Source organism: Rhizobium sp. CFBP 13644 (genome assembly GCF_014842165.1).
In the GTDB taxonomy this organism is placed as follows: domain Bacteria; phylum Pseudomonadota; class Alphaproteobacteria; order Rhizobiales; family Rhizobiaceae; genus Agrobacterium; species Agrobacterium tumefaciens_C.
Window position 1 is genome coordinate 139,441 of record NZ_JACYVF010000003.1, and the last position, 25,460, is coordinate 164,900.

Sequence of the window (25,460 nt, forward strand, 5' to 3'; positions counted from 1 at the left end):
CCGCTGACCATCCTCTCACTCATTCATATATATTTTTTTACCCGCAAAAATCTGCGAATTTTATACTTGATTCTTTTAGTCACCTTTAAGATAACAATCACCTCAGTCGGAGGCGACAATGGACAATGCAATTTATGATTTTACTGGCGTCGGGCTCGGCCCGTTTAATCTTGGTCTGGCTTGCCTTGCAAAGCCGGTGCCTTGGTTACGGTCCGTTTTTCTCGACCGCAGCCGGGGCTTCAACTGGCATCCAGGCATGCTGCTGGAGAACGCGACCTTGCAGACACCGTTCATGGGCGATCTCGTCACTCTGGCGGATCCCACCAGCCCATTCACGTTCCTTAATTATATAAAAGAGCAGGGCAGAATTTACTCGTTTTACACACGTGAAGACTTTTTCCTTCTGCGCAACGAATACAATCTTTACTGCCAATGGGCGGCTACGAAACTGGACAATCTGAAATTCGGTCATACGGTGAAGGATGTCAGATACGATAAGGCAGCAAGCACCTACAGGCTGACAGTTGCCAACCGTTTGGGCGGAATCAAAAATATAGAAACCCGCAAGCTCGTGGTGGGAACGGGAACATCGCCGTCGATACCCGCCTGCTGCCAAAAGCTGGCTCCGCATATCACCCATTCCTCACACTATATGACGCACAAGAAGCAGCTTCAGGCGCGCAAATCCGTTGTGATCGTGGGAAGCGGGCAGAGCGCCGCCGAGATTTATTACGATCTTCTGTCGGAGATCGACAACCACAACTACAGCCTCGATTGGGTGACACGTTCGCCACGGTTCTTTCCTCTGGACCTGACAAAGCTCAATCTAGAGATGACATCGCCTGATTACGCCCGCTACTTCCATGGTCTGCCCGAGCAAACACGAGACCGGGTTTTGCAGGAGCAGTCGGCACTTTTCAAAGGCATCAATGCCAGCCTGCTGAAGGACATTTACGACCTTCTCTATCGCAAAAGCCTGAAGGGACGTGTCGAGACCAATCTCATTCCCAACAGCGAGCTGATCGATGCGCGCCACGCGCCCGGACGTCAGGAATTTTCTCTGGAGTTTCGGCAACGGGAACAGGACATCACATTCACGCTCCAGCCGGATGCCGTCATTCTGGCCACCGGATACGATTACAAGGAGCCGGAGTTTCTGGGCGGGATTTCCGAGCGCCTCCGGCGCGACAGCAAAGGAAGGCTCGATGTCGGCGCGAATTATGCGGTGGATCATGGGGCAAGCGAGGTCTTTGTTCAAAACCTTGATATTCACACTCACGGCTTCGTTGCGCCAGACCTTGGCATGGCATGCTTGCGTAACGCGACGATCCTGCGTGAAATCGCGGGTTACGAGGTCTATCCAATCGAACAGGAAACCGCTTTCCAGACATTTGATGTACGTGGTCTGAGCGACGTCAAATCAGCACGCGTGGTGGCGTGATGCTCAGACCAGCTTTATTGGCGATGACAGCCATCGCCGTTGTCAGTGACACGATGTTATTGCCCTATTATCCGCAACTGTTTGCGGCCCGCTTCAGTATTTCGTCCTCATTCACGGTCGGGGCGTACCTGGCGTCGATCTCGCTTGCGGTCATGCTGGCGTTTCCGGTCTGGGTTGCCATTGCCAAACGACGTGACACGATTGCTGTCCTCATCTGGACGCAATTGGCGGCGGCTGGTTTCAGCCTCGCCTGCTACGTGGCAGCGGACATTGCCAGTTTCTGGGTCTCATCGATTGTGATGGTGTGCTTCAAGGCAAGCTACCTGCTGATGTACCCTTACGTCATTGCCATGCAGCCGGTGGAAAAGCATGCCACGACAATCGGTGCGCTGGCCGTCATCGTCCATTTTGGGGGGATCATCGGTGCGGTCTCGGGCGGCCATGTCGTTGGTTCCTATGGATACGCAATACCCTATGTCATCATGGGTCTCGGCGATGTCATCCAGGCAGCTATCTGCGCCGTCTTGCTCAAAACAGCCTCCGTGGCCCGCGCCCGAAAATCCAGCCGCGAGGATGACAAAGGCATCATCGCGGTGACGCCTGAAGAGAGGAAAAATTTCGCCTCCCTTCTCGCGGTGATGTTCTTTTTCTATTTCGGATTTTACCTGTCGATGCCGTTCATGACCGTGTGGTGGCAGTCCGTGGCAAGAAACACCTCACCTGACATAACAGGTTTCGTCTACGCGATACCCGGCATCGTCGCTGTCGCCATATTGGCGCATGGGTTTTGGCGCGCAGGCACCGCCCAGGTCTGGCGGCGCAACGAAGCCGGTCTGGTCCTCACCAGCGCTGGTCTTGCGATACAGGCCGTTCCCGACCAGATCTGCATCATCATCGGTCGCATCATTTACGGTATCGGACTTTACCGCGTGACCATCGGCCTGGATGCCCTGTTTTTCGAACGCGCCCAAAAGGCTCACTACGCATCCGGCTTCAGCCTTCTCAACATTGCGCGCAACAGTGGCGTGATGCTGGCCGCCCTGGTCAGCGGAATGCTGACGCAGCGTTTTGGCGAAGGCCTTTCGTTTGCGGTCGCCGCACTCGTCGTGCTGGCCACGCTGCTTCTCTACCGAGCGACCTTAAGGGCACATATCGGGTTACCCAGCCCGCGCCCGCAACCCGCCTGATAAGGGAATTACGATGCTCAACACCAAAATCTCAACCAGGACAGAACGTCCGGTCGTCTTCACGCAACACCATCCACAGGTCAGCGATTTTTCGCTCTCCCTACTTGAGCCGGAAGCCGATAGCGCAAAGCTGCATGATTGGTTCACGCGCGATTATGCCCGTTTCTGGAACATGGGACATTATTCACAAAGTGAAGTCGCTTCCTTCTATGCGAAGCTCAATGCCAGCGGTCATGCCGCAAGTTACATGGGTTTCTTTGAAGGCGAGCCTGCCTTTGTCGTCGAGTCCTACGATCCCCGGCATGATCAGGTTGGCAAGCATTATGACGTGAAGGATGGCGATTGGGGTATGCATTTTTTGGTCGCGCCACCGCGTCGAAAAATTACCGGCTTCACACTTGCCATCATCCGCACGGTGTTGAGCTTCCACTTCGACAATCCGCTGATCAAGCGGCTTGTGGTCGAGCCGGATGTTCGAAACGAAAAGGTCCACGAGCTCAATCGCAAAGTTGGCTTCATCAGCGCACGCACGATCGAGCTTGAAGAAAAGACAGCCCTTTTGTCTTTCGCCACGCGCCAAGATTTTTACAAAACCCTTGAACAGGACATAAACGCATGAATATCTCCGCGTTCCCAACACCTTCCTTTTCTCCAGAAAAAGCATCGGCACATCTCGGGCCACTCGTGTGGGATGACGTCAACCGACATCTTGTGCATAAGGCGCTGGCAGAGTTTTCCCACGAGCTTCTTCTTTCGCCGAAGATGATTTCGAGTGAGGGAGATTGGGGGCTCTACGAGGTACGCCCCGAACAGGACAGTGCTATCGCCTATCGTTTCAAGGCCAGACGACTGGCGCTGGACCATTGGTCGATCAATCCTGAAACCATCGAAAAAACGATTGCGGATGAGCCGGAACCGCTCGATGCGCTGTCCCTGATCCTCGAATTCGCGCCTACGCTGGGCATCAAGGAAGCCATGCTGCCGACCTATCTGGAAGAGGTGTCCACGACACTTTATGGCGCGTCCTACAAACGCGAGGAGCGCCATATCTCCTCTAGACAGCTTGCCGTGGCCGATTATCAGACAATCGAAGCTGGCATGACGGAGGGGCATCCGACCTTTATTGCCAACAATGGGCGCATCGGCTTTGACGCCATCGATTACCGCCTCTACGCACCCGAAGCCGCGCACCCGGTCCAGATTATTTGGCTGGCCGTGAGCAAGGAACGAGCAACCTTCACCGCGATCACGGAACTGGATTACGCCAACCTGATCGGCGGAGAGCTGGATGAAGCAACGCTGCAGAGCTTTGAAACCCGCCTCACCCGGCTTGGTCTCAACCCGGATGATTATTGGCTGATGCCAGCGCATCCGTGGCAATGGTTCAACAAGCTCGCAATCACCTTTGCTGCCGATGTGGCTCGGCGCTACATCGTCTGCCTCGGCTATGGCAGCGACACCTATAATGCCCAGCAGTCGATCAGAACGTTTTTCAACACGACAGACAATCGCAAGCACTATGTCAAAACCGGAATTTCCGTTCTGAATATGGGTTTCATGCGTGGCCTGTCACCCAAATACATGCTGACGACACCTGCGATCAACGAGTGGCTGCATGACCTGATTTCTGCAGACGACTATCTTCGCCAGAACGGCTTCAGCATTCTGCGCGAAGTTGCCGCCATCGGCTACCGCTACCCTTACTACGATGAGGGACTGAAGCTGGATTCGGCCTATAAGAAGATGCTTTCTGCACTGTGGCGCGAAAGCCCGCTGCCGCGCCTGCGCTCGAACGAGCGCATCATGACCATGGCAGCATTGCTGCATAGAGACAGGGACGGCATCTCTCTGGTGGCGGAACTGATTGCAGCTTCGGGCCTTGATGCGCAAGACTGGATAGCGGCCTATCTGAAGGCCTATCTGGCGCCCCTCATTCATTGCTTCTATCGCTACGATCTGGCTTTCATGCCGCACGGCGAAAATCTCATTCTCGTTCTCGAAGACAATGTGCCGGTGCGCGTTTTCATGAAGGATATCGGGGAAGAGATCGGCATTCTGAATGGCTCGATAGAGGTGCCAGAAGCGATATCGCGGATATCCTATACGCTGGACGAAAAGATGAAGCCGAATTGCATCTTCACCGATGTATTCGATTGCTTCTTCCGCTATCTCTCCGCGACACTGCATGAAACGGACACCTTGCATGAAGATCGCTTCTGGAGCCTGGTGGCGGAGTGCTTCCGCACCTATCAGGCCGAACATCCTGCCTATGCGGACAAATACCAACGCTACGATTTCTTCGCGGAACGCTTCGTGCGCAATTGCCTGAACCGATTGCAGCTCAACAACAACCAGCAAATGCTGGACCTGCTCAATCCGGAAGACAGCCTGCAATATATTGGAGAGCTGGAAAACCCGCTGGCGCGCTTCCGGTAAACGCAGGTTCACCGTCACGCTTGCCCATCTCGCAACATGGCGAGATGGGCAAGCGCAATCGTAATCCTCTGTCCATCATCCGTTCATAAAGCAGCCATGCCTGCTTCAGGGAAGAGACGCATAGTCCTGTTGTCGCTCGCAATGAGCAATCAAACAGGAGACACATACATATGCGCTGGATAGCCAAGGCAACTGCCGTGACCGGAACTGCTCTGCTCATGACGGCCGGTGGCGTGAACGCCGTCGAGATTCACAACGGAACCATCACCGAGACTGAAGTCATCAAGACCCAGGAAGCCTGGGGCGAGGCCCTCGTTGCGATTTCACGCGAATACGAGGAAAAAGGCGTGAAATCAGCGCAGGAAATGGCCGGGAAAGTGATCGATGCGGCCTATGGGTACCAGTTGGGTCCGGTGCTGTTCAAGCCGACGCTGACGCAGGAGCCACAGACCTTCCGGACCGACCGCGAGGGTGCACTATCCTACTTTGTCGGTCAGAACCCTAAATACCCTTCCGATACGGGGTTTGCCTTGAAGGGCTGGAAGGAAGTTGACGTGAAGAACGCTGCCATTCTTCTTGATGGTGAGTTTGCGACCACGCTCGGCAATGTCTCCTTTACCGATAAAGACGGCAAGGTGACGACGGTGGATAAATCATGGACATTCAAGAAGGATGACCAAGGCACCATCCGTATCGTTCAGCATCATTCTTCGCTGCCTTATTCACCCAAGTAATGTAGCACCTACCGGCCCTGTTCGAGACGATAACCGATGCCACGCACCGTCGTGATGCAGGATGAACTATCTGAAGGCCGGTCGATCTTTGCCCGCAGGCGGCGCACATAGACATCCACGACATTCGTCAGCGGATCTTCGCCTGCGCCCCAGATATTCGCCAAAATCCGTTCCCGGCTCAGCACTCTGCCGGGGGTGGACATGAACAATTCCAGAAGGGCAAGCTCCTTCGCGGTCATCGATATCTCGCTTCCCTCGACGGTAACGCGCATGGACTCCCGGTCTAGTTCCAGCGGCCCAACGCACAATATCTTTGTTTCCAGCGGACGCATGTCAACGGGGCGGCGCATCAGCGCCTCTATCCTTGCCAGCAATTCTTCAAACGAAAACGGTTTGACGAGATAGTCGTCAGCGCCCATTCGCAATCCTGAAATGCGATCATTCACTGAACCCAACGCTGTCAACATCAAGATCGGGGCCGATATGCCACTGGCCCGGAGCGTCTGGCAGACATCAGAGCCGTTGATGATCGGCAGCATGACATCGAGCAGAATGGCGCCGTTAGAGCCCGTGCTGCGCCATTCGTGCCATAAATCATGCGCCTTCTCGATGCCAGCAGGCCCATCCCGGGCAACCGTGACGCTGTAGCCTTCTGCGCGCAGACCGCGCTCCAGAAAGTCGGCCACGCGTGGATCGTCTTCTATCACCAGTATGTTCACTTCGTCTCCTCCACGACGGGTTCAAGGACGGTTCGGGCGCGCGCCAACGGCAAGCGAAGCGTGGCTGTTGTTCCCTGCTCGCTGTTGCTCTCAAGCGAGATCGTGCCGTCATGGGCGGACGTCAAATGCCTGGCGATGGACAAGCCCAGACCCGTGCCTTCGGGGCGGTGAAGCCTTGCATTGGCGCCGCGGAAATTGCGTTCGAAAACATGCGGCAGGGCATCGGCTTCGATGCCAATTCCGTGGTCCCGAATAACCAGTTCCCACGCACCTGCCGTGCCACGAGACCGAACATTAACCTGACCATTGGGCGGTGAGTAACGAATGGCATTATCAAGCAGGATCGCGATGATCTGCCGTATGCGAAACGGGTCTGCCGACACGATCATTTCCGTATCTTCAATATCCGTGGAGATTGTGATGCTTCTCTGATTGGCCAGTGTAGCGGCGCTTAGAAGGGCCTCTTCAAGCGGACCCGCAATATCGATCGGCTCCCTGTTAAGCGCCAATGTCTCATCTTCGCCACGCGACATCATCAGAAGGTCATCAATCAGACTTCCCATCTGGCTGGCGGCCTGCCCGATCCGCCTGAGTGATGCTCTATAATCATCATCCGCCTTTTGGCCGCGCAAGGCGATTTCGGCTTCGCCCCTGATAGCAGTGGTGGGCGTGCGTAATTCATGGCTGATATCGCCCAGCAAGCTGCGACGGCGCCCTTCAGAAGCGCGCAACCGGGATAGGGCATCTTCCAGAGCAGCCGTGCGCTCCTTGACCTGTTGCTCCAGAACGACCCTTTGGTTGGCTTCTTCGTTCCGACGAAGCAAAAGCTCGGATGCCATGCGATTGATGCTGCTCGCAAAGGCGCCGAACTCGTCTGATGTCGTTACCGGAATACGATGTTCCAAGTGACCAGCCTCATAAGCTTTCGCCCCTTCCGACATCTGCTGCAAGGGACGGCGGATGGCCTTGGCGACGACATAGGCCAGCCCCATGCCGATCACCGCTATGATGAGCGTCATGGCCGCGAGGACGCGATTGAGTTGTGAGAGCGCGAGATCGGCATTCGTACGCTTTACGCTGAGCTGCGACCGTTCTTTGACAATCGTGTCATTGAGCACCTCACGCAGGTCTCGCCCTGCCCCTTGATCGAAAACAGTTTCTATAGAGGCCCAGGCGGTGCGCGCATCATCTGCGCCCGTATGGGATCTGATGTCTTCAATGGCGGGCTTCAGCGCGATAACGCTGTCGGAGATAAGCTGCAGCGCCTCGTCACGGACATCGTCATCATCGGTGGAGGCACCAGCCAAACGATCAAACTCCCGCGCATCCTTACTGATTAGCCTGATCTGCTCGATAATTTCAGCCATATGCGCGCGCAGCATTTCGCCATCGCCCGGTATGTGTGGCGCGCCGATCAGCGTTCTCAAAGACCAGGCCCGCAGCCTCTGCTTGGTGGCGGAAAGCTCCAGCAAGCCGGACAGCAGGTCTCCCGCATATCGACCACGGAGGACCTGTTGTTCTGCCTGGTTGGCGATGTGACGATTGAGAACACCCTGGGACACGATGAGAACTGCCAGCACCGCGAAAGCCGCGACCAGCCGCATTGTGAAGTCAAACCGCCTTATTGTCATAGCGCTCCATTCCAACCTGCTGGCCCAGCAAACCAGCCCAAAGGCTAGCCGTCATGCCTCATCGGGAATGACGCTCGAATTTATAGGAAGCTTCTTGCCCACTTTGAGGCAGCACGATCATCATTGGAAAATCGAGCTTAAACGCGACGCCCGTGAGAGCGAGACGGTGCGATTGTGCTGACAATGCACTCGGCGGCTGGGGCTGAAGAACTGTTCTCGGATGGATCCAGTCTGTAAACAGACGCAACATCTCCACAATTCTGCGAAGGTTTCGTTACGTCATTGGTCCACTTCTTCTAAGAAAACGACCTCATTTCGGCGTTCTTATTCAGATCCAACGATGGAAACTCCGCGCAACACATAGCCTTCAAATATAATTCTCTATTTTAACATAAACTATTGAATTAATATCGATATTTTTAATATACAAAAATCTAATTAAATTTTTTTTGATTAAAAAACAGTGCAAATTTTTATTTTGATTTTTATAAAACTAATTTCCAAGCATAACTTTTAAATTCCATCCAACAACCGAATACAAATTTGATATATGTCAATTTCTATTGGCTTTTCTACGTATTAAATAAAACAATAATCAATTAATTAACCTTATTAAGCAATATTTGTATTTCCACGGGAAACGGCCGGTCTACGCGCATTGAAGCAGCGTCCCGGCAAGCAACTAAGGGACGGAACATGAGCCTCGCCTCTTTTGTAAATGCAAAGACAACCGCCAGGACGCTCGCACTGGAGGCATTACAAGCCAATGTAATGATCGCGGATGCGGGGCTGAACATCACATACATGAATCCCGCAGTTGTCGAGCTCCTCAAAGAGGCGGAAAGCGACCTGAAGAAGGAACTGCCGAAATTCAGCGTGGCAACGCTGATCGGTGCCAATATCGATGTCTTCCATAAAAATCCTTCTCATCAACGAAACATGTTGGCGGCGCTAAAACAACGCCACAGCGCGACGATTACGGTCGGAACCCGTGTGTTCGATTTGCTCGTGACACCGTTGAAGCAGGGAGCCAAAACCGTTGGCTTCGTCGTTGAATGGGCGGATGCCAAAGCGCGCCTGCTCAATCTCGATTACACAGCCCAGATAGCTGCCATAGGCCGCTCACAGGCCATCATCGAATTTACCGTGGACGGACAGATCGTTGGAGCCAACGATAACTTTCTAAAGTTGATGGGCTACACCCAAAGCGAAATCGTTGGCAAAAACCACAGCATCTTCGTTGACAAGGCCCATCAGTCTTCGGAGGACTACAGGAAGTTCTGGACCGCGCTGCGTGAAGGCCGCTACCAGGCGGCTGAATTTAAACGCAGGACAAAGTCTGGTCGGGAGGTCACTATCTCCGCCTCCTATAATCCAATCCTCGACATGAATGGAAAGGTCGTAAAGGTCGTAAAGTTTGCAACCGATGTCACAGACCGCGTGCAGACGGTCAGTTCGCTTGGCGATGCCCTGAAGCGTCTCTGTTCCGGTGATTTCGGCTTCTCGCTGACAGAACCCTTCGCGCCCGAATTCGAGTTTCTCCGGCATGACCTCAACCGGTCAGTTTCCCAGCTCTGCGATACCTTCAAGGAAATCTCCGTCAGTGTTGATGTGATCAACCAAGGCACGCGAGAAATCGGCCAGGGTGTCGGTGATTTGTCCAAACGGACGGAAAATCAGGCGGCAAGTCTGGAGGAGACGGCAGCGGCACTGGAAGAAATTACCGCCAATGTCAGTTCATCTGCGCAGCGAGCCCAGGAAGCACGTGAAGTGGCTGGCTCTGCCAAAAACAATGCAGAGAAGTCTGGCGATGTGGTGGCGCAAGCCGTTGATGCGATGAGCCGGATCGAGGATTCCTCCTCGAAGATTTCGAACATCATTGGCGTCATCGACGAAATTGCCTTCCAGACCAACCTGCTGGCCCTGAATGCGGGTGTAGAGGCGGCACGTGCCGGGGAAGCCGGCCGAGGTTTCGCCGTTGTCGCCCAGGAAGTGCGGGAACTCGCACAGCGCTCGGCCAAAGCCGCCAAGGAGATCAAGGAACTGATTCAGAACTCAGCTTCCGAAGTATCGACCGGCGTAAAGCTGGTGTCCGATACTGGCGGTGCCTTGCGCACCATCAGCAAGCAGATCGTTGAAATCAACGACCATGTCGTGACGATTTCCACAGCCGCGCGCGAGCAGTCGACAGGTTTGCTGGAGGTCAACGGCGCGGTCAACAGCATGGATCAGACAACGCAACAAAATGCGGCCATGGTGGAGGAAAGCAGTGCTGCAGCCTCAACGCTCGCCAGCGAAGCGACGAAGCTTCAAAGCATGATCGGCCAGTTCAATCTGGGCGACCAAAGCCGCAATGCAGGCAACAGGCAAGCCGGTCAATACAGGTCCGACCGCGCAGCTTGAGCGCGGTAGCTTACTTCACAACTCTACGCGGTGGGGAAATAAATCCATCGCGTAGACTTGCTTCACCAATCGCCCATTAGGTGAGGTAGAGAGCAGAATGAAGTTTGGCTCGCCCAATGAATTGGCTCTTGGAGAGACATGGCGTCCACGAGAGGATTCGAATTTAGCACCTATCTAATTGATTTATACAGCATCCAGTGGTCCAACGAAGATCATTTAAAGGCAATAGAATACAGGTGGTTACCGGAGCGCGGTCCAACGTTTCTCCGCTCAAATGATATCCACAGCGAGACTTGTCCACCGATTATTGAGGCTGTGGAAAAGGGGCTTTGACTGGCCCGGAAGGCCAAGACATAATAGGGCCCATGACACCGTACCAGCCCAAACTGAACTGGTCCAAGGCTCCATACGCCGACCACATCTTCTACGCCATCGTGGATGGCTTCCAAGCCGGTTGCGTGATGAAGACCTACCTTCCCGATATGGTGAAGGTCTGACAGTGGACCGGACGCCACCACCCGTATTTCGGAAGGCTTGATCCGAAGATAAATGTCAGCGGGTATGAGGACACAGCTCGGTTGGAAGTCCAGCGGGCGAAAGAATATTACGAGGCTGTGATGCGGATGCCGATTCGCGAAGGCTGGGAGCCGCCGCCAAGCAAATGAGCTAGCCGCCCGGTGCGGTGCGCTGACGCTAAACCCGATCCAGCCGCTCTCTGATATCCAGCAGGAAGTCTCTCGCGCCTTAGACGCTTCCCTGCGCCGCTTTCACCTCATCCACCTGCCGCTGCACATCAATGAAGCGTTGGTTATACGACGCCCATATCTGCTCATGCTCTCCGCGTGGAACTTGCCCTTGGAACTTGTTTTCGATTGCGGCGAATCGGTTGTCGTTGTCCTGCCGAGCTGTGAGCCTGTTTGCATCATAGGTCGATTTGAACTCCGAGAACGCCGCGTTGGATGTGGTGTTCGTCGCCACGGTCGAAAGGGCGGTGGTCAATCGATCGATATCAGCGCGAACCGGGCAGAACTGAAGCGAGCTCAAGCCCTGCACGATCACGATCATGACGCCCATGGCCGAGATCAACAGGCCCCACGGTGTTTTCCCGCGCTCGGCCAGCTGGGCATTTGTCGAACCGATCTGTTCGGAGAACCTCTTGTCAAAGCTCGTGAACATCTGGTCGATTTTGTCAGATCGGGCCTTAGCCTGTGCGTGCATGCGCTGCGCCATCCCATCAAGGTGAGTGCTGAGTGATCAGAGATTGACCTCTAATGTCGAAAGGCGCTGGATGATGACTGCCGGGTTCTCAAGAACGCTTGAGCTCATGGGCGGCGTACGGGTGTTTGGCATTACCATTCCCTGTCCTAGTTCATATCTGCTTTGGGTGTCATGAGGTCGTCGAAAGCCCTATTTCGCGCCGAAGCGCGTCTTGACGCCGTCATAAAATCCAGCGCATCGGCCTGTCCTGCGATCAACAAAGTCCGCGGCAAATTCCCACCGAAGCTGTGTGTTGCGTGGCTTCTCTGTCCCGTATTGAGGGGCAACCCGCGCCATCTTCTGACGGCACTCTTCCGGCAGATCAGGAAGGCTTACGCCAGCCTGCACCCTGCCCTGCGTATTAGCCGCCGCAGTTAGCCTGGCCTCTTTGCTTGCACAGCCAAATCCGATCAGCAGGAGTCCACCTGTAATCTCCATCATCAACATTCTGATTGTCATCTTTGATCACCTGTTCAAGTTGGGTTTCAAGCTTCTGCTGGGTGAGCGCATCGGCCACGGCGCGCTTGCGGTAATCCTCAAGGGCTTGAGACGCTGCGTTGCGTTGCCGGATCATCTCGTCGGCCAAGGCTTCGGCAGCCGTCTTCTCAGACTGCAGCACGTACCCGCTGAGAAGCTTCGCGTCGTGGGAAGTCAACCACACCCGGAAACCAGCAAATGCCACCAGCAGGGCTATCAGGATGGCAAGGGCGCGCCCTATGAGCGTTCCAGTGAAGAAAGCGATCATGGCTCCACCTTTACCTTTGTGTCAGTGTCGCCTTGGTCAACAGCCTGTTGCGCAATGCCTGCTTTGACCTGCGTGTTCTTCTCCCAAACAGCCCCGAAGACATACGAACCGATGATGCCGCCGATCAGCAGGATGAGGTTCATCGCCACGGTATCGCTGAGAGCGATTGGCCTGCCCCAGATCGCCAGATAGGTGACGAGGCCACCAGACCAGATCAGCGCAATGATGATGATCCGGCGGCGAACGGCCCATTCGGCTGAGGCTTTGTGATCCATGAAGAACTTCATTCTAGCCCTCGTCAAAATCAGGGATGTCTACGGTCTGACCCGCGAGTGAATGAGTGCAATCGCTGAGGAATTGAATTTTCCCGTCGGTCACGAAAGAATGGCAAATGGCCGGCGGAGCCTCGCCCACACCGGCATCAGAACCGTTGTAGGTGACGAGGACAGAGGGTGTGAACGTTGGCGCGTCATAGTTCCCATTGAAACCCCATCTCGGCCCAGCGCCCTCACCTATGGAAACAACGTGGGCCCCGTCGCATCCTGGGCACCAGAAGAGAATCCCGCCATCGCGAGCACTGCGGATTTTTGAGGAAAGCGCGCCCATCACATGCGGGCTTTCACATCGCGGCGCATCTTGTCGCCACAGGACTTGGCACCGATCACGGTTGGGTCGAAGGCAAGCCTCGAAAAATCCCATTTACCTGCCTGCTTGATCCCGAGGTTTGGCTGCACCTCGGCATGGCTCAGAATCGTCTTGTCTGTGACAGGGATTTTGTAGAACGAAGCCAGATGCGCGATAACATCCATTGCCCGCGCCCACTGCACTTCGGTCATTGGATACTTGCCGGGATTAAACGGGCTTTCGATTGCCCCTGCCATGCAAGCCAGCGAAACACCGATCGATCCCGTGTTGCAGCCTCTGGTGTGGGCCGCATAGTCGTCGTCTGCCGTGTTGACGTTGTCCGCAATCGTGTGGTCACCCCGAACAACGTTTCCCGTGCCTTCCACGACGAAGTGGTAGTGCTCCAAATCCAATGTCGAAACGCGGTAAGCCCCGGCGGACCAGTGGGCAATGATACGCGTCATCTTAACCGGCTGGAGCCATTCCAGCGGAAGTTTGTAGGTCATAGCGATGTCCTTTGGGGTTGGTGTCTCAGGCCACGGCACGCGCAATGAAGCGCAATGCTGAGGCATAGAAAAAGCCCGCCGAAGCGGGCCGTCACTATCTGGAGTTGACACAGGCGATCAAGTCAGGAATCTGATGAAAATCAGCCCCCACAGATATCCGAGAGAGAAGTATGCTTTCCTTCACCCCTAAAAACGGGCTTTGGCATAAGTGCCCGGTCTTCTGGCCGTTGTGGCCTGTCCGTCTGGGGGATGGGAAGTTTTCAGGGAGCGGCCAGATGTGGCGGCGCTGGGATGGCCGCAAGTGGATTTATAAGCAGGATGCGGAAACAGAAGAAGAGTTCTACGACCGCAATTGATAACGGTCACCAGTGGTTCCAGCAAGAATCGTAGATGACTTAGATCTGCGAAACGCCCCGATGCAATAGCTTCGGGGCGAGAAAAATCCTGTGGCAACGTCTATCTGTCAGGCTGCGAAAACCCCTGCTCCAGTTTTACTCGCGCCCATGTTTGCAGTGGTTTCTCGATCTTGTGGAAAGACAACACTGCCAAGCCTATCATACCAGCTACCCAGCAAATCAGGATTGCAGGGCTGCGAAAGACCTCTGCCGATATTCCAAAGTATTGTATCAAGGCCAAGATCAATATCTGAATTGGGAAGTGCCACATGTACATCGAGTAGGTGGCATCACCCAGCCACTTCACCTTCTTGATCGCAGACAGAAACTTTCCTTTGAAATCGCACAAAGCCACAACGACCAGAATTGGGATGAAGAGGTAGCTCTGGATGTTATGGAAGGCGAACTTTGGAAACTTCCCCGATAGGCAAACGTAGGCGAAGAACACCAAGCTCACCGCACAACCAGCCAATAGCAGTGGGGTGCGGTCGCGCATCTTGATGAGAATATAGTAGGTCAACACCCCTTCAAAGAAGAAGAAAAGGCAAAGTCCGAAAAGCCAAAGGGGCGTCCCTTGATTCATGATCGCGCCGCCTAGCCCTAAAAACAGAAGCGGGATGATAATGCCAAAAGCGAATATCCGGTGTGCCAGAAAGAAGAAGACCGCGTAGATAGCAAGCTCGATTGAAACTGACCATGAGGGTTCATTGAAAGAATTCCCCAAATGGAAGCCCCAACCGCCGACGAAGAACACATTCAAGAAAAAGTGGTAGAGATCGTTGAAGCCGATAATCTGAAATCCACCATTAAGTTTCTTGCTGATGAACTGCGCCATGGTCACAACCAGCAGCGTGATAAGATGAAGTGGGTAGAGCCGGGCGAACCGGGCAATTGCAAATTTGCGGCCGTCAACCTTCCTGCCAGCGTAGACATGGGCAAATACGAAGCCTGAGATAATCCAGAACGCCTGTACCGCCCAATAACCATGTTCATAGATGGGCCAAAGAAACGAATAGAGCGGCTGGTCGGATCGCGCCACGATCATTCCGGGAGGTGGCGCGCCGTGCAGCAAGCTGCCCCCCATGAAGAAGTGCTGATAGTGCCAGATCAAGACGGCTACAGCAGCAATTCCACGGAGCATATCTACGCCGTAGAAATGTTCCGATTTACTCACATTTTGATAATCGCTGCTTGTCGGAGGGGAAAAAAACTCCCAATTCCCAGATAAGCTTCCCGTATTTCTTTTTACCATAACCCCGCCCCTGTCTGTGCCGACCGCCGTGTATTAGCCATACAAGCGGGTAAGCGCAACCTAGCGGCGAAAGAAGACCTCGCGCCGTTAGGTTGCTCGCGGAGGGTTAAGAACTTGCCCCCTTGAAGATTGTGAAATTGATAGCCACAGCGTCAGTCAGAGCCCCTGCACTTTCGTTTTTCAACGTGATGGTGAAAGAGCCATTTGCTGCGTTGTTTGCCACGGCGGAATAGTTCCCATTACCAGCCAACAGCATCACCGTGTCGGTTGACTTCATCCGGCTACAATTGACTGTGAAAGTTGCTCTGGCACCAGCAGCAAGAGATGCGTTGTTGGTTGTGATAACGCCTGTTCAAGTGCATTGCCACGGTCTCTTTCTCAAGTTAATGATATGCTAATAAATCATCGAGGAATATTAGAGAATGGCCGATCATCCTACAGAGCTAGAGTTGTCGCTGCTTAAAGAAATCGCCTCGTCTGAGCAGCAATGCAAAGCCTTTGATGATTCTTGGAAGTCTCAGCCAGATGAACGAACGATCCTGACACTAGGCTGCCTTGAAAAAGGTCTTGTGTCAGAAAACCCAGGCAATGCTTTCAATGCCAGCACCCTTATCTCCTTGACGAGAAAAGGATGGATAGCAATTGGAATTGACCCACCAAAGACATTGCTCTCTCGCATGCGTTCGTTCTTCAATGAGAACGTAGCCTCACGTATTTGAGCCTTTAATCACCACGTATTGCAGCGTCAGGGCTTCTGACAAGCTCCCCCCGGAAGGTTTCGGATATGGACTGCGGCGGCGCCAGCACCGGTCACCCGAGCCGATACGTGATAATTGCCTGTTGTCCCGCCTGCGACGTGGTTGATGGCGATAACATCACCCACCTTGACCTCGCTGTTATTCCAGCCAAAGCCAACGGCAGTATTCGCGGCTAGAGCGTCGGCAGTGGTAATGATCTGTCCGCTCAACTTGTTCAGAGTAATGGTAGTGCTCTTCGAACTAGCCTGCGTTACGCCACCGCCTGAGCCAATACGGTAGCCGACAGGTGTTTCAATCTTCAATCCAGAGGCGTTTGATATCTCGACGGCTGTTGATTGCCACTGAGAAGTGACCCGGTAGCACAGGATATTTCCATCGAGAATTGACCCATGTTTGAACTTTGCCCTGCGTGTTTTCAGCGAGGGCTATGGAGTGATCGACATGGCGTTATTGAGCGTGATCCGACGCTGGCATTTTCGAGAGCATTTATCGATCCGGGAGATTGGTCGCAGGACCGGTCTGTCTCGGAATACCGTCCGCAAATACCTGCGTCTGGGGAGTGTGGAACCGAAGTTCAAAGTTCCAGAGCGACCGAGTAAGCTTGACCCTTTTGCTGATCGACTAGCGGCCTGGCTGAGCACGGAAGCGAAGAAGAACCGCAAGCAGAAGCGGACGATGAAGCAGTTGCATGCCGACCTGATGAGCCTCGGCTATGATGGGTCGTATGGGCGTGTTGCTGCAATTCGAAAGGCATCCTCGCATACGACGAAGGCCAAGCTTCGATGTATGATACCAGAAGGCGGTATCAATCACATCAACGCCAGCCGCATGTTGCTTACGTCAGGTGCAGAAAAATATACGGACAGCGTCCCTATGGCGTTCTTCATGGAAACGCTAAACAATGATGCCTATAAGCAAAACTTATTCTGATTGCCGACATTCTGGTGCTCAGAGCAATTGTGCGATGACCCCTGTTTGCTCACACGTATAGCGGTCCAAGCGAGCGTGTTTAAAAAGGTGATAGTTTCAAAAAAACGCTCGCTCAGCGGCATTCTAGGTTTGACAATCGTTTCCTCAGGTTACCTCAACCAGGACCACGCTTCGTGCTCGTGGCTGGTGCGCCTTGCGGGCGCGGGCGTTCTCGCCGCATACGAGGCAGACACGATTCAGACGGATATCACAGCTGTGACCGCTAAAACGATGAGATCATCACCGCCGAACAGCGTTGCGAACCGAATATCGGAGGCGCGACCGAATGCCTTGAAGGTACTCAGTTTAACAGTGGCGTCCAGCATACATAAATGGAAGTCGGACAAAACAACGGAGCGGATCGCCCACATCAACGCTCACAGCGACGAATCAAGAGAGCGTAATCACACATGTTGCCTATGTATACGGGCCGCACAATAAGTGAATGGTGTCTACGAGAGGATTCGAACCTCCGACCCCAGGATTCGTACCACCTCGGCTTTAGCCGCCGCCCGAGGGCGTTCGTGGTCTGGACTGTCCCTTCACCTTGGGCCGAAGCCTTTAGGTGCTACCCATCCAGTCTCTACACCTTCAACGGATTTCTCCGAAGCTTGGCTCGGGATTGGCATGCTGAGAGTACAGCGAAGCGTTCCCCGACTTTGAGCAGATCGACCACACTCTTTCGTTGTGCGGCCCCCAATTTTGCAACCAGGAATCCTGTGCTCTATCCTACTGAGCTACGTAGACAAATCTCATTTCAGGGGAGTTCGTAAACGATGCCACAGCGAATATCAACACCAAGATTTTAAACCTGATTTTGTTTGCCGTCCAAGGTCCATTCCCCGAAATTCCTTGAAAGGACATTGAACCCGTGCTGACAGCGCTGCAGTAAAATTACTGGTGCACTAAATTGCTGTAATCATTGGATGATTGCTTAACCAATAAGGTTTTTCACTATGAAAGGCGCTCTATCCGACTGAGCTACGTGGACACTTAACCTGTGTTTTAGCCGACTCGGGCGATTTCGCAAGCCATTGCGGGAGGAATTGTCGAGGGAATTTTTGGCTAAACAAATTAAGAATTGAATTTAATCCCCGGAACACATCTGGCACCTATAGATATCAGCCTTCAAAAGCTGGCGATCAACTTTCGCGAATTGGCTCTGCTCGAACCAGGCCAAAGCTGCACCCACCAAAGTCAGAGGCTGGGCAAACCTCCGCACCCGACGCGATCGTTCTGTAGGTTGGACTGCCGTACTTGAAACCATCTTTCTTGCTCATTTTTCGGCGATAATTGCAAATTCGCCAAGGGGCTCAAGCGACTGGTAGATAAAGACAGGGAAGAAATCGTGTTACCCGGATTACAAGATTTTCAATTGTTAGACAGGATGGTCCACACGGGCTGCAAATCCCTAACGACACTGTAATCGTTCATGGAAGATGAAATTCGATACCGGTTCCAGTACCGATAATACCGAAGGTATTTCAACACGTTAAAAAACCAGTAAAAATGGTACGCCCTAAAAACTGCTCTATCCTACTGAGCTACGTGGACATTTCGCAGGTTGGATAACGTATTTGGCAAAGTTGGGCAACGCCATTTTGGCTTTTCTCATCATTCGCCTCTGGGATATCGCTGGTTTTCTTCCAGAACATTGAGGTCCATGTGGTTTCGCATGTAGCGCTCTGAGGCTTTCTGCAGGGGTTGGTAGTCCCAGGGATAATAGGCGCCATTGCGCAGGGCCTGATAGACGACCCTGCGGCGGGCCTGGCTTTCGCGGATGGACGAATCAAACATGCGAAGGTCCCAGCGGCTGTTTATCTGCGCCATCAAGGATGCGAGGACACTCTCGTACTGCGGATCATTGGCCAGATTGTTGCGCTCATGCGCATCTATTTCGAGATCAAACAGCATGGGAGGGTCTTGCTCGCAGATTGTGAGCTTGTAGCGCCCGTCGCGTATCGCCACCAATGGGGCGACCGAACCCTCGGCAGCGTATTCCATGAGCACTGCGCTGCGCCCTCCTGTCTGTTGAGCCAAGCCTGAGAGGTTTTCACCATCCATCCATTGTTTCAACGATGTGATGTCCAGACCCGCGAGGGAACATAAGGTTGGCGTTACATCCAGCGTGGAAACGGGCGTTTCAACCTGCCTTGCACTCCAGCCGGGCGCAGCGATCATCAGGGGCACGCGCGCAGATCCCTCGAAGAAGCACATCTTGAACCACAGGCCACGCTCTCCCAGCATGTCGCCATGATCCGACAGGAACACAATGATCGTGTCTTCATCTTGCCGCGTTCGTTTCAACACATCGAGAAGTTCACCGATCTTGTCATCCACATAGGATATATTGGCGAAATAGCCCTGCCGTGCTCGCCGGACCTGTTCGGGCGTTATATCGAATGCGCTGTGATCGCAGGCTTCCAGCAATCGTCGTGAATGCGGATCATGCTCCGCAAAAGGGAGAGCCTCGAAATGCGGGTCCAGAGCCGGGCAGTCCTCATAGAGATCCCAGTATTTGCGCCTCGCCACATAGGGATCATGCGGGTGGGTAAAACTGACAGTGAGGCACCAGGGGCGGTCATCCAGTTTGCGCGACAAGTCATAGAGCTTGCGGGTTGCGTGATAGGCAACCTCGTCGTCATATTCCATCTGGTTTGTGATTTCTGCCACGCCCGCCCCCGTGACGGAGCCTAGATTGTGGTACCACCAGTCAATCCGCTCCCCAGGCTTGGTGTAATCCGGCGTCCAGCCGAAATCTGCGGGATAGATATCCGTCGTCAACCGCTCTTCGAAACCGTGGAGCTGATCGGGCCCGACGAAATGCATCTTGCCGGACAGGCCGGTGTAATAGCCCGCAGAGCGCAAATGATGAGCATAGGTCGGGATATCCGATGCGAATTCTGCCGCGTTGTCGTAAACCCGTGTGCGGCTTGGCAATTGTCCGGACATGAAGGATGCCCGCGCAGGGGCGCAGAGAGGACTTGCCGTATAGGTATTGGCAAAGCGAACAGAGCGCTTTGCCAATGCTTTCAAATGCGGCGCGTGGAGGAAATCCGCAGGCCCATCAGGAAAGAACGTTCCGTTCAACTGATCGACCATGAGGACGAGTATATTCTGACGCGCCATCTATTTATCCTGAAATCAAAGGCCCACTGAAGCCTTTACAGCGTCGACACCGGGTTTGCCATCCAGCGTGGTAACGCCGGAAAGCCACGTGTCGATGGCTTGCGGATTGGCTTTCAACCACGCTGTGGCGGCATCCGTCGCGGTCTGGCCATCCAGAATTTGGCCCATGAGCTTGTTTTCCATACTGACATCGAATTTCAGGTTTTTCAGCAGGGCGGTGGCGTTGGGGCATTGCGCCGACCATCCGGTGCGGGCCAGCGTGTAAACCTGCGCACCGCCGAAGTTAGGCCCGAAATAATCATCGCCACCCGAGAGATATTCAATGGAGAATTTTTCGTTCATCGGGTGTGGCGCCCAGGCTAGAAAGACGATTCCCTTCTTGGATTTGCCCGCACGATCGACCTGAGACAGCATGGCCTGTTCGCCAGACTCGACCAGTTCCCAGCCCTTCAGCCCAAACTTCTGGTCCGCGATGATTTTCTGGATGTTCTGGTTGGCAGGCGCGCCTGGCTCGATGCCATAGATTTTCTTTTCGAACTCATCGCCATGCTTTGCCAGATCAGCAAAGTCCTTGATGCCTTTTTCTGCCATGTAGGACGGAATGGCGAGGGTGAACTTGGCGCCCTCCAGGTTCTGGCCGATGACTTCGACTGCCTTGGCAGCTTTGAGATCATCCACGAAGGATTTCTGAGCGGGCATCCAATTGCCCAAAAACACGTCTATGTCCCCGTTTTTCATAGACTGGTATCCAATGGGCACCGACAAGGTCTTGATATCCGGCTGATATCCGAGTGCTTCCAACACGACGGAGGCGACACCATTGGTGGCAGTGATATCCGTCCAGCCAGGATCGCTCATGCGGATCGTCTTGCATTCGGGAGCATCGGCCGCCAATGCGGGGCCGGCACAGGATGCGGCAAGAAAGAGAATGCCTGACGTTATCTTCCCAATACGCGAAGGTTTGTTCATTGCCACCTCTCCTATTTCTGATTTTTCAATGAACAACGGATTGATCTTTGCCGTGAAGCGGATAATTTTTGATAGCTAATAAAAGGAATCCTTATGGCAGAGCGCCCTATCAACCTTGGATGGATGCGGATGCTGGAGGTGATTGGCCGACGCGGAAGCCTGACGGCCGCCGCGCAGGAGTTGGGCCTGACCCAGCCAGCGGTGAGCTATCAGATCCGTCGGCTGGAGGATGAGTTGGGCATCCGGCTTTTGAAGCGGCAACACCGAGGGGTGGAGCTCACGCCGGAGGGCCTGCGATTTTACGATGTCGTCAGCCGACATGTGCTGGAGATCGATTCGCTCGCCGCAGAGATCAAGGGCGTTTCGAGACCCACCGTTCGTTTGCATACCGATTATGCTTTCTCGTCCCTCTGGCTCATTCCGCGAATGCAGGAATTCAGGGCGAGATTTCCAGACATCCATATCCAGATCACGGCAAGCCAGAACCCGCCTCGCCAGCCTGCGACCGATGACGATGTTCTCGTGGTTTTCGGCTCCCGCGCCGATGCCGGGGATGACGGAAAGTTGCTGGTGCCAGAGCACGTGAGGCCGGTCTGCGCGCCGGGCTTTCTTGACGGGAACCCTGACGGGGTTACGCCCGAGCAATTGGCCGGAATGAAGCTCATCCATCTGGAGAGCTCATGGTCATCGACGTGGTTCGACTGGTCGAGCTACCTTGCAAGCTTGGGGGGGACAAGAGCCCCAGAGCACGGGCGGGGTGATATTAGTTGCAACACCTATTCGCTCGTCATTCAATCAGCCATTGGCAAGCAGGGCATCGCGCTGGGTTGGGCGGGACTTGTGGATGACCTCGTGGAAAGTGGTGCACTTGTTGGCGTCGGGCCCACCCTTCAAGCGCCAGACCGTGGCTATTGGTTGGTGGGCTGCAAAGACAGGAAAGGAGCGGCGCTGAAACTGGCCGACTGGCTTCATGGCCGCTCTATGACAACACAGGCTCCCTAGCCTGCCGCATGCCTGAGGATTTGAGGTAGGCGCTGGGGGAGCTGCCGAGCATGCGGCGAAACATGGTGGTGAAGGCAGAGACGTTTTCATAGCCCGCATCCAGCGCGACATTCGTGACGGTTTCGCCGCTTGCCAAGCGCGGCAGAGAGGCGAAAATGCAGGCTTGCTGGCGCCATGTGACGAAACTGACGCCGGTTTCCGCCCGAAATACGCGTGTGAATGTGCGGCGGCTCATGCCCAGCGTTTGCGCCCAATCGTCAATGCTGGCATTGGCTGCAGGCGCACTTAGAAAGTGGCGGCAGAGGGCCGCCATGCTGGGGTGTGAGGGAAAGGGAAGCCCAAGCGGCTTTTCTGGCAGCTGGCTGATTTCATCCATCAGCAGTTCCATCACCAATGCGCGTCTGCGCTCGCCCTTTCGTCTGGCATCCTCATCATGCACCAGTTCCGCGATGAGATTTGCGGCAAGCACAGTGACCTCGACCACACGGGGTCTGGCCGGATTGATAACGTCAGGGTGCACATAGACCGAGTGCATTTCAACCTGGCTGATCACTTCGCTGGAATGCAGCAAGCCTGCGGGAATGATGAGGCCGTGGCCCGGCGGCAGCATCCATCGGCCATCGCCCGAGCTGACGATGACGACACCGCTTCGGGCAAACCACAGCTGTGTCTTGCGATGCGAGTGAACGGGGCTTTTGAAGCCTTCGGCATAAAGGCGGCGAAGGGCCAGCAGGGATTCATTATTGCCATCGATGAAATCGAGCATCAGGTCATGCTCATCACCGCGCACGTAAATCAAAGGCTCTGCACCGACATCACTCATTTGGCCCACTCGCGTAAAAACTAGACCACAGCACAAAAGCAGGCCGCAGACAATGCGGGTACAAGGGCCGCAATTAAAATTGCCCTTACGTGCATGACATCTGGAGAGAACGCCATGGCGAGTGTGAGCAGCACGAGCTTTTCTGCTGAAAAAACGACCTTTTCCATTATTGCGGCGGCTAGCTTCTGCCACATGTTGAACGATATCATGCAATCTCTGCTGACATCGCTTTATCCGCTGTTGAAGGAAAACTACGCGCTGGATTTCGTCCAGATCGGCCTGCTGACCTTTGCCTTTCAGGTAACAGCTTCGCTGTTGCAGCCTGCGGTGGGCATTGCAACAGACAAATGGCCGATGCCGTTTTCTCTGCCGGTTGCTATGCTTTCCACCTGTGCGGGGCTGTTTACGCTGGCATATGCCCACAGCTTCTCGGTTCTGATCATCGGCGCATGCCTGATCGGCATCGGCTCGGCCATTTTCCACCCCGAGGCATCGCGCGTGGCGCGTTCCGCTTCTGGCGGTCGCCACGGCTTGGCGCAATCCTTCTTTCAGGTGGGTGGCAATACCGGCACGGCCATCGGGCCGCTTCTGGCAGCCTTCATCGTTCTTCCGATGGGCCAGCAGAGCCTCAGCTGGTTTTCGCTGATTGCGCTGGTGGGATTTGCCGTGCTGTCATGGGTCAGCGTTTGGTACAGCCGCCACCGCCGCAGCACTGCAGGCCGTGCCCCTGTGAGCCGCGCCCTGCCTTTGCCGCGCAATACCGTGATGCTGACATTGCTGGTGCTGATTATTCTGACAGCGACCAAGAACGCCTATCTTGCCAGCCTTTCCAGCTATTTCACCTTCTATACGATCGAGAAATTCGGCCTTTCGGTTCAGAATGCGCAATTGCTGCTGTTCTTGTTCCTCGGCGCATCGGCAGCGGGTGTGTTCTTCGGCGGGCCGATTGGTGACAAGTTCGGCTCACGGGTTGTGATCTGGTTCTCGATCCTCGGCGTGATACCCTTTGCGCTGATGCTGCCCTATGCCAATCTGGCGTGGACAATCGTTCTCGTCGTGCTGATCGGCTTCATCTTCTCCTCCGCATTTTCCGCCATCGTGGTGTTTGCGCAGGAACTGGTGCCGGGGCGCGTTGGGCTTATCGCGGGCATGTTCTTTGGCTTTGCCTTCGGTTTCGGTGGCATTGGTGCGGCGGTTCTGGGCGTGTTTGCCGACCGGGAAGGCATCGAATTCGTCTACCGCATCTGCTCCTACATGCCGCTTCTGGGCTTGCTGACGGTGTTCCTGCCGCAATTGCCAAGCCGCAAACGCGCAGCGTGAAGACACGAAAAGCCGCCCGGATGGAAATCAGGGCGGCTTTTTATTTATGCTCTGGTATCAGGCAGCGCGCAGATGCGCGGCCAAAGGAATTTCCACATCGATTTCCAGCACCGAGACATGCTCATCGCTGTCCATCTTGACGTGAACCTTGTCACTATCGATCTGAACATGTTTCGCGATAACGGCGAGGATTTCCTCACGCAGCAGGGCCACCAGCTCGTTGCCAGCACCGTTGCGTTCATGGGCAAGCAGAACCTGTAACCGTTCCCGGGCAAGAGGTGCCGATTTCTGTTTGCGGAAAAGGTTGAAAATGCTCATGCGGCCCTCCCGAAGAACTTGGCGAAGATGCCACGCTTTTCGCCGGGGATGGTCATGGGAATGTCTTCTCCACGCAGGCGGCGGGCCGCATCAAAATAAGCCATGGCAGGCGGCGACTTGGCGTCTGCCAGCGTAACCGGCGCGCCGACGTTGGATGCGCGCAAAACGTCCATGCTTTCCGGAATGATGCCAATCAACGGAATGGACAGGATTTCCAGCACGTCTTCGACCTTCAGCATATCGCCACGCTCGGCACGGGCCGAATCATAACGGGTCAGCAGCAGATGCTTTTCCATGCGCTCGCCGCGTTCAGCCTTGAGCGTCTTGGAGTCCAGCAGGCCGATAATACGGTCAGAATCGCGCACGGACGACACTTCCGGGTTGGTAACGACAACGGCGACATCCGCATGGCGCATGGCAAGCGTTGCGCCGCGCTCGATACCGGCAGGGCTATCGCAGATCACCCAGTCAAAATGCTTCTTCAGTTCGCCGATGACCCATTCGACACCTTCAGGCGTCAGATTGTCCTTATCGCGTGTTTGCGAGGCCGGGAGCAAGAACAGGGTATCGAGGCGCTTGTCGCGGATCAGCGCCTGGGTGAGCTTTGCGTCACCCTGAATGACGTTGACCAGGTCATACACGACGCGGCGTTCCGCACCCATGACCAGATCGAGATTGCGCAGACCGACATCGAAATCCACGACGACGACCTTTTCGTTATTCTGTGCCAGCGCTGCACCGAGCGCGGCAGTCGAAGTGGTTTTGCCCACGCCTCCCTTGCCGGACGTAACGACAACTACCTTCCCCATACTGGTCTCCTGTTCGCTTTTGCCGCATGCGGC

At 54.6% G+C, this 25,460-nt stretch carries 25 protein-coding genes and 1 pseudogene; 12 read left to right on the plus strand and 14 right to left on the minus strand.

The window, feature by feature from the left end; all coding sequences use genetic code 11:
• Window positions 1–118 precede the first annotated feature (118 nt).
• The 5 genes from IFT53_RS10170 (at window position 119) to IFT53_RS10190 (ending at window position 5,798) form a co-directional block, all read left to right on the plus strand.
• Window positions 119–1,441: a lysine N(6)-hydroxylase/L-ornithine N(5)-oxygenase family protein gene (locus IFT53_RS10170; protein WP_192064600.1), complete on the plus strand. Its 1,323-nt coding sequence runs from the start codon at window positions 119–121 to the stop codon at window positions 1,439–1,441.
• Window positions 1,441–2,628, plus strand: a complete 1,188-nt coding sequence (locus IFT53_RS10175; protein ID WP_082249803.1) for an MFS transporter — start codon at window positions 1,441–1,443, stop codon at window positions 2,626–2,628. The genes IFT53_RS10170 and IFT53_RS10175 overlap by 1 nt, the downstream gene beginning before the upstream one ends.
• A 13-nt stretch (window positions 2,629–2,641) precedes the next feature.
• Window positions 2,642–3,247 (plus strand): GNAT family N-acetyltransferase, encoded by a 606-nt coding sequence (locus IFT53_RS10180; protein ID WP_042616429.1) that lies wholly within the window; start codon window positions 2,642–2,644, stop codon window positions 3,245–3,247.
• Entirely contained in the window at window positions 3,244–5,064 is a 1,821-nt protein-coding gene (locus tag IFT53_RS10185; protein ID WP_192064601.1) for an IucA/IucC family protein, read from the plus strand. Before IFT53_RS10180 ends, IFT53_RS10185 begins: the two co-directional genes overlap by 4 nt.
• A gap of 170 nt (window positions 5,065–5,234) precedes the next feature.
• Window positions 5,235–5,798 carry a hypothetical protein gene (locus IFT53_RS10190; protein WP_192064602.1) on the plus strand — a complete coding sequence of 188 codons (564 nt, stop codon included), beginning with the start codon at window positions 5,235–5,237 and terminating at the stop codon, window positions 5,796–5,798.
• An 8-nt stretch (window positions 5,799–5,806) separates the two neighbouring features.
• Here the strand turns inward: IFT53_RS10190 and IFT53_RS10195 are convergent, their stop codons facing one another.
• A complete protein-coding gene (locus IFT53_RS10195; protein ID WP_192064603.1) occupies window positions 5,807–6,517 on the minus strand; it encodes a winged helix-turn-helix domain-containing protein in 711 nt (236 codons plus the stop codon).
• Complete coding sequence (locus IFT53_RS10200; RefSeq protein WP_192064604.1) at window positions 6,514–8,148, minus strand: sensor histidine kinase; 1,635 nt, start codon at window positions 8,146–8,148, stop codon at window positions 6,514–6,516. Before IFT53_RS10200 ends, IFT53_RS10195 begins: the two co-directional genes overlap by 4 nt.
• Before the next feature lie 696 nt (window positions 8,149–8,844).
• Here IFT53_RS10200 and IFT53_RS10205 point away from each other — a divergent pair.
• Both IFT53_RS10205 and IFT53_RS23960 read left to right on the plus strand, forming a co-directional pair.
• Window positions 8,845–10,551 (plus strand): methyl-accepting chemotaxis protein, encoded by a 1,707-nt coding sequence (locus tag IFT53_RS10205; protein WP_192064605.1) that lies wholly within the window; start codon window positions 8,845–8,847, stop codon window positions 10,549–10,551.
• A 365-nt stretch (window positions 10,552–10,916) separates the two neighbouring features.
• A complete protein-coding gene (locus tag IFT53_RS23960) occupies window positions 10,917–11,048 on the plus strand; it encodes a hypothetical protein (protein WP_274604076.1) in 132 nt (43 codons plus the stop codon).
• A gap of 247 nt (window positions 11,049–11,295) precedes the next feature.
• Here IFT53_RS23960 and IFT53_RS10210 read toward each other — a convergent pair whose 3' ends face one another.
• The 5 genes from IFT53_RS10210 to IFT53_RS10225 all read right to left on the minus strand — a co-directional run bounded on the left by IFT53_RS10210 (window position 11,296) and on the right by IFT53_RS10225 (window position 13,683).
• Window positions 11,296–11,769 carry a hypothetical protein gene (locus tag IFT53_RS10210; protein WP_192064606.1) on the minus strand — a complete coding sequence of 158 codons (474 nt, stop codon included), beginning with the start codon at window positions 11,767–11,769 and terminating at the stop codon, window positions 11,296–11,298.
• Between the two features lie 400 nt (window positions 11,770–12,169).
• On the minus strand, window positions 12,170–12,553 hold the full coding sequence (locus IFT53_RS10215; RefSeq protein WP_192064607.1) for a hypothetical protein: 384 nt from the start codon (window positions 12,551–12,553) through the stop codon (window positions 12,170–12,172).
• Window positions 12,550–12,840, minus strand: a complete 291-nt coding sequence (locus IFT53_RS10220) for a hypothetical protein (RefSeq protein WP_192064608.1) — start codon at window positions 12,838–12,840, stop codon at window positions 12,550–12,552. The genes IFT53_RS10215 and IFT53_RS10220 overlap by 4 nt, the downstream gene beginning before the upstream one ends.
• Before the next feature lies 1 nt (window position 12,841).
• Window positions 12,842–13,252, minus strand: a complete 411-nt coding sequence (locus tag IFT53_RS23745) for a DUF6527 family protein (RefSeq protein ID WP_342365798.1) — start codon at window positions 13,250–13,252, stop codon at window positions 12,842–12,844.
• Entirely contained in the window at window positions 13,159–13,683 is a 525-nt protein-coding gene (locus tag IFT53_RS10225; protein WP_192064609.1) for a peptidoglycan recognition protein family protein, read from the minus strand. The genes IFT53_RS23745 and IFT53_RS10225 overlap by 94 nt, the downstream gene beginning before the upstream one ends.
• A 170-nt stretch (window positions 13,684–13,853) precedes the next feature.
• Here IFT53_RS10225 and IFT53_RS10230 point away from each other — a divergent pair, with 170 nt between their 5' ends.
• Complete coding sequence (locus IFT53_RS10230) at window positions 13,854–14,039, plus strand: hypothetical protein (RefSeq protein WP_192064610.1); 186 nt, start codon at window positions 13,854–13,856, stop codon at window positions 14,037–14,039.
• A gap of 100 nt (window positions 14,040–14,139) precedes the next feature.
• On the opposite strand, the gene IFT53_RS10235 is transcribed toward IFT53_RS10230, so the two are convergent.
• A complete protein-coding gene (locus IFT53_RS10235; RefSeq protein WP_192064611.1) occupies window positions 14,140–15,330 on the minus strand; it encodes an acyltransferase family protein in 1,191 nt (396 codons plus the stop codon).
• 422 nt (window positions 15,331–15,752) lie between these two features.
• Between IFT53_RS10235 and IFT53_RS10240 the strand changes: the two genes are divergently transcribed.
• Complete coding sequence (locus tag IFT53_RS10240; protein ID WP_192064612.1) at window positions 15,753–16,049, plus strand: hypothetical protein; 297 nt, start codon at window positions 15,753–15,755, stop codon at window positions 16,047–16,049.
• 26 nt (window positions 16,050–16,075) lie between these two features.
• On the opposite strand, the gene IFT53_RS10245 is transcribed toward IFT53_RS10240, so the two are convergent.
• Window positions 16,076–16,390: a hypothetical protein gene (locus IFT53_RS10245; protein WP_192064613.1), complete on the minus strand. Its 315-nt coding sequence runs from the start codon at window positions 16,388–16,390 to the stop codon at window positions 16,076–16,078.
• A 139-nt stretch (window positions 16,391–16,529) separates the two neighbouring features.
• Here IFT53_RS10245 and IFT53_RS10250 point away from each other — a divergent pair.
• Window positions 16,530–16,841 (plus strand): annotated as a pseudogene (locus IFT53_RS10250) (IS21 family transposase); the annotation flags it as partial.
• 1,830 nt (window positions 16,842–18,671) lie between these two features.
• On the opposite strand, the gene betC reads toward IFT53_RS10250, so the two are convergent.
• Complete coding sequence (betC, locus tag IFT53_RS10255; protein WP_192064614.1) at window positions 18,672–20,186, minus strand: choline-sulfatase; 1,515 nt, start codon at window positions 20,184–20,186, stop codon at window positions 18,672–18,674.
• A 15-nt stretch (window positions 20,187–20,201) separates the two neighbouring features.
• A complete protein-coding gene (locus IFT53_RS10260) occupies window positions 20,202–21,155 on the minus strand; it encodes a choline ABC transporter substrate-binding protein (protein WP_192064615.1) in 954 nt (317 codons plus the stop codon).
• Window positions 21,156–21,248: 93 nt separating this feature from the next.
• On the opposite strand from IFT53_RS10260, the gene IFT53_RS10265 reads away from it, so the two are divergent.
• The gene (locus IFT53_RS10265; protein ID WP_192064616.1) at window positions 21,249–22,157 is read left to right on the plus strand and encodes a choline sulfate utilization transcriptional regulator; all 909 of its coding nucleotides are present in this window, start codon (window positions 21,249–21,251) and stop codon (window positions 22,155–22,157) included.
• Here the strand turns inward: IFT53_RS10265 and IFT53_RS10270 are convergent.
• Window positions 22,135–22,980 (minus strand): AraC family transcriptional regulator, encoded by an 846-nt coding sequence (locus IFT53_RS10270; RefSeq protein WP_192064617.1) that lies wholly within the window; start codon window positions 22,978–22,980, stop codon window positions 22,135–22,137. The two genes, IFT53_RS10265 and IFT53_RS10270, sit on opposite strands and share 23 nt — an antisense overlap.
• Window positions 22,981–23,094: 114 nt before the next feature.
• Here IFT53_RS10270 and IFT53_RS10275 point away from each other — a divergent pair, with 114 nt between their 5' ends.
• Entirely contained in the window at window positions 23,095–24,300 is a 1,206-nt protein-coding gene (locus tag IFT53_RS10275) for an MFS transporter (RefSeq protein ID WP_192064618.1), read from the plus strand.
• 57 nt (window positions 24,301–24,357) lie between these two features.
• Here IFT53_RS10275 and minE read toward each other — a convergent pair whose 3' ends face one another.
• Window positions 24,358–24,618 (minus strand): cell division topological specificity factor MinE, encoded by a 261-nt coding sequence (minE, locus tag IFT53_RS10280; protein WP_042616439.1) that lies wholly within the window; start codon window positions 24,616–24,618, stop codon window positions 24,358–24,360.
• On the minus strand, window positions 24,615–25,427 hold the full coding sequence (gene minD, locus IFT53_RS10285; RefSeq protein WP_042616440.1) for a septum site-determining protein MinD: 813 nt from the start codon (window positions 25,425–25,427) through the stop codon (window positions 24,615–24,617). Before minD ends, minE begins: the two co-directional genes overlap by 4 nt.
• Window positions 25,428–25,460 lie beyond the last annotated feature (33 nt).

Excerpts from the sequence above, each read along its gene's own strand:
- IFT53_RS23960 (WP_274604076.1), top strand. The coding sequence starts at position 10,917 with ATGACACCGTACCAGCCCAAACTGAACTGGTCCAAGGCTCCATACGCC.
- IFT53_RS23745 (WP_342365798.1), bottom strand. The coding sequence starts at position 13,252 with ATGGGATTTTTCGAGGCTTGCCTTCGACCCAACCGTGATCGGTGCCAA.
- IFT53_RS10260 (WP_192064615.1), bottom strand. The coding sequence starts at position 21,155 with ATGAACAAACCTTCGCGTATTGGGAAGATAACGTCAGGCATTCTCTTT.
- minD (WP_042616440.1), bottom strand. The coding sequence starts at position 25,427 with ATGGGGAAGGTAGTTGTCGTTACGTCCGGCAAGGGAGGCGTGGGCAAA.
- IFT53_RS10230 (WP_192064610.1), top strand. The coding sequence starts at position 13,854 with ATGCTTTCCTTCACCCCTAAAAACGGGCTTTGGCATAAGTGCCCGGTC.
- minE (WP_042616439.1), bottom strand. The coding sequence starts at position 24,618 with ATGAGCATTTTCAACCTTTTCCGCAAACAGAAATCGGCACCTCTTGCC.
- IFT53_RS10170 (WP_192064600.1), top strand. The coding sequence starts at position 119 with ATGGACAATGCAATTTATGATTTTACTGGCGTCGGGCTCGGCCCGTTT.
- IFT53_RS10220 (WP_192064608.1), bottom strand. The coding sequence starts at position 12,840 with ATGAAGTTCTTCATGGATCACAAAGCCTCAGCCGAATGGGCCGTTCGC.
- IFT53_RS10275 (WP_192064618.1), top strand. The coding sequence starts at position 23,095 with ATGGCGAGTGTGAGCAGCACGAGCTTTTCTGCTGAAAAAACGACCTTT.
- IFT53_RS10190 (WP_192064602.1), top strand. The coding sequence starts at position 5,235 with ATGCGCTGGATAGCCAAGGCAACTGCCGTGACCGGAACTGCTCTGCTC.
- IFT53_RS10185 (WP_192064601.1), top strand. The coding sequence starts at position 3,244 with ATGAATATCTCCGCGTTCCCAACACCTTCCTTTTCTCCAGAAAAAGCA.
- IFT53_RS10240 (WP_192064612.1), top strand. The coding sequence starts at position 15,753 with ATGGCCGATCATCCTACAGAGCTAGAGTTGTCGCTGCTTAAAGAAATC.
- IFT53_RS10200 (WP_192064604.1), bottom strand. The coding sequence starts at position 8,148 with ATGACAATAAGGCGGTTTGACTTCACAATGCGGCTGGTCGCGGCTTTC.
- IFT53_RS10205 (WP_192064605.1), top strand. The coding sequence starts at position 8,845 with ATGAGCCTCGCCTCTTTTGTAAATGCAAAGACAACCGCCAGGACGCTC.
- IFT53_RS10175 (WP_082249803.1), top strand. The coding sequence starts at position 1,441 with ATGCTCAGACCAGCTTTATTGGCGATGACAGCCATCGCCGTTGTCAGT.
- betC (WP_192064614.1), bottom strand. The coding sequence starts at position 20,186 with ATGGCGCGTCAGAATATACTCGTCCTCATGGTCGATCAGTTGAACGGA.
- IFT53_RS10210 (WP_192064606.1), bottom strand. The coding sequence starts at position 11,769 with ATGCACGCACAGGCTAAGGCCCGATCTGACAAAATCGACCAGATGTTC.
- IFT53_RS10225 (WP_192064609.1), bottom strand. The coding sequence starts at position 13,683 with ATGACCTACAAACTTCCGCTGGAATGGCTCCAGCCGGTTAAGATGACG.
- IFT53_RS10215 (WP_192064607.1), bottom strand. The coding sequence starts at position 12,553 with ATGATCGCTTTCTTCACTGGAACGCTCATAGGGCGCGCCCTTGCCATC.
- IFT53_RS10180 (WP_042616429.1), top strand. The coding sequence starts at position 2,642 with ATGCTCAACACCAAAATCTCAACCAGGACAGAACGTCCGGTCGTCTTC.
- IFT53_RS10265 (WP_192064616.1), top strand. The coding sequence starts at position 21,249 with ATGGCAGAGCGCCCTATCAACCTTGGATGGATGCGGATGCTGGAGGTG.
- IFT53_RS10235 (WP_192064611.1), bottom strand. The coding sequence starts at position 15,330 with ATGGTAAAAAGAAATACGGGAAGCTTATCTGGGAATTGGGAGTTTTTT.
- IFT53_RS10270 (WP_192064617.1), bottom strand. The coding sequence starts at position 22,980 with ATGAGTGATGTCGGTGCAGAGCCTTTGATTTACGTGCGCGGTGATGAG.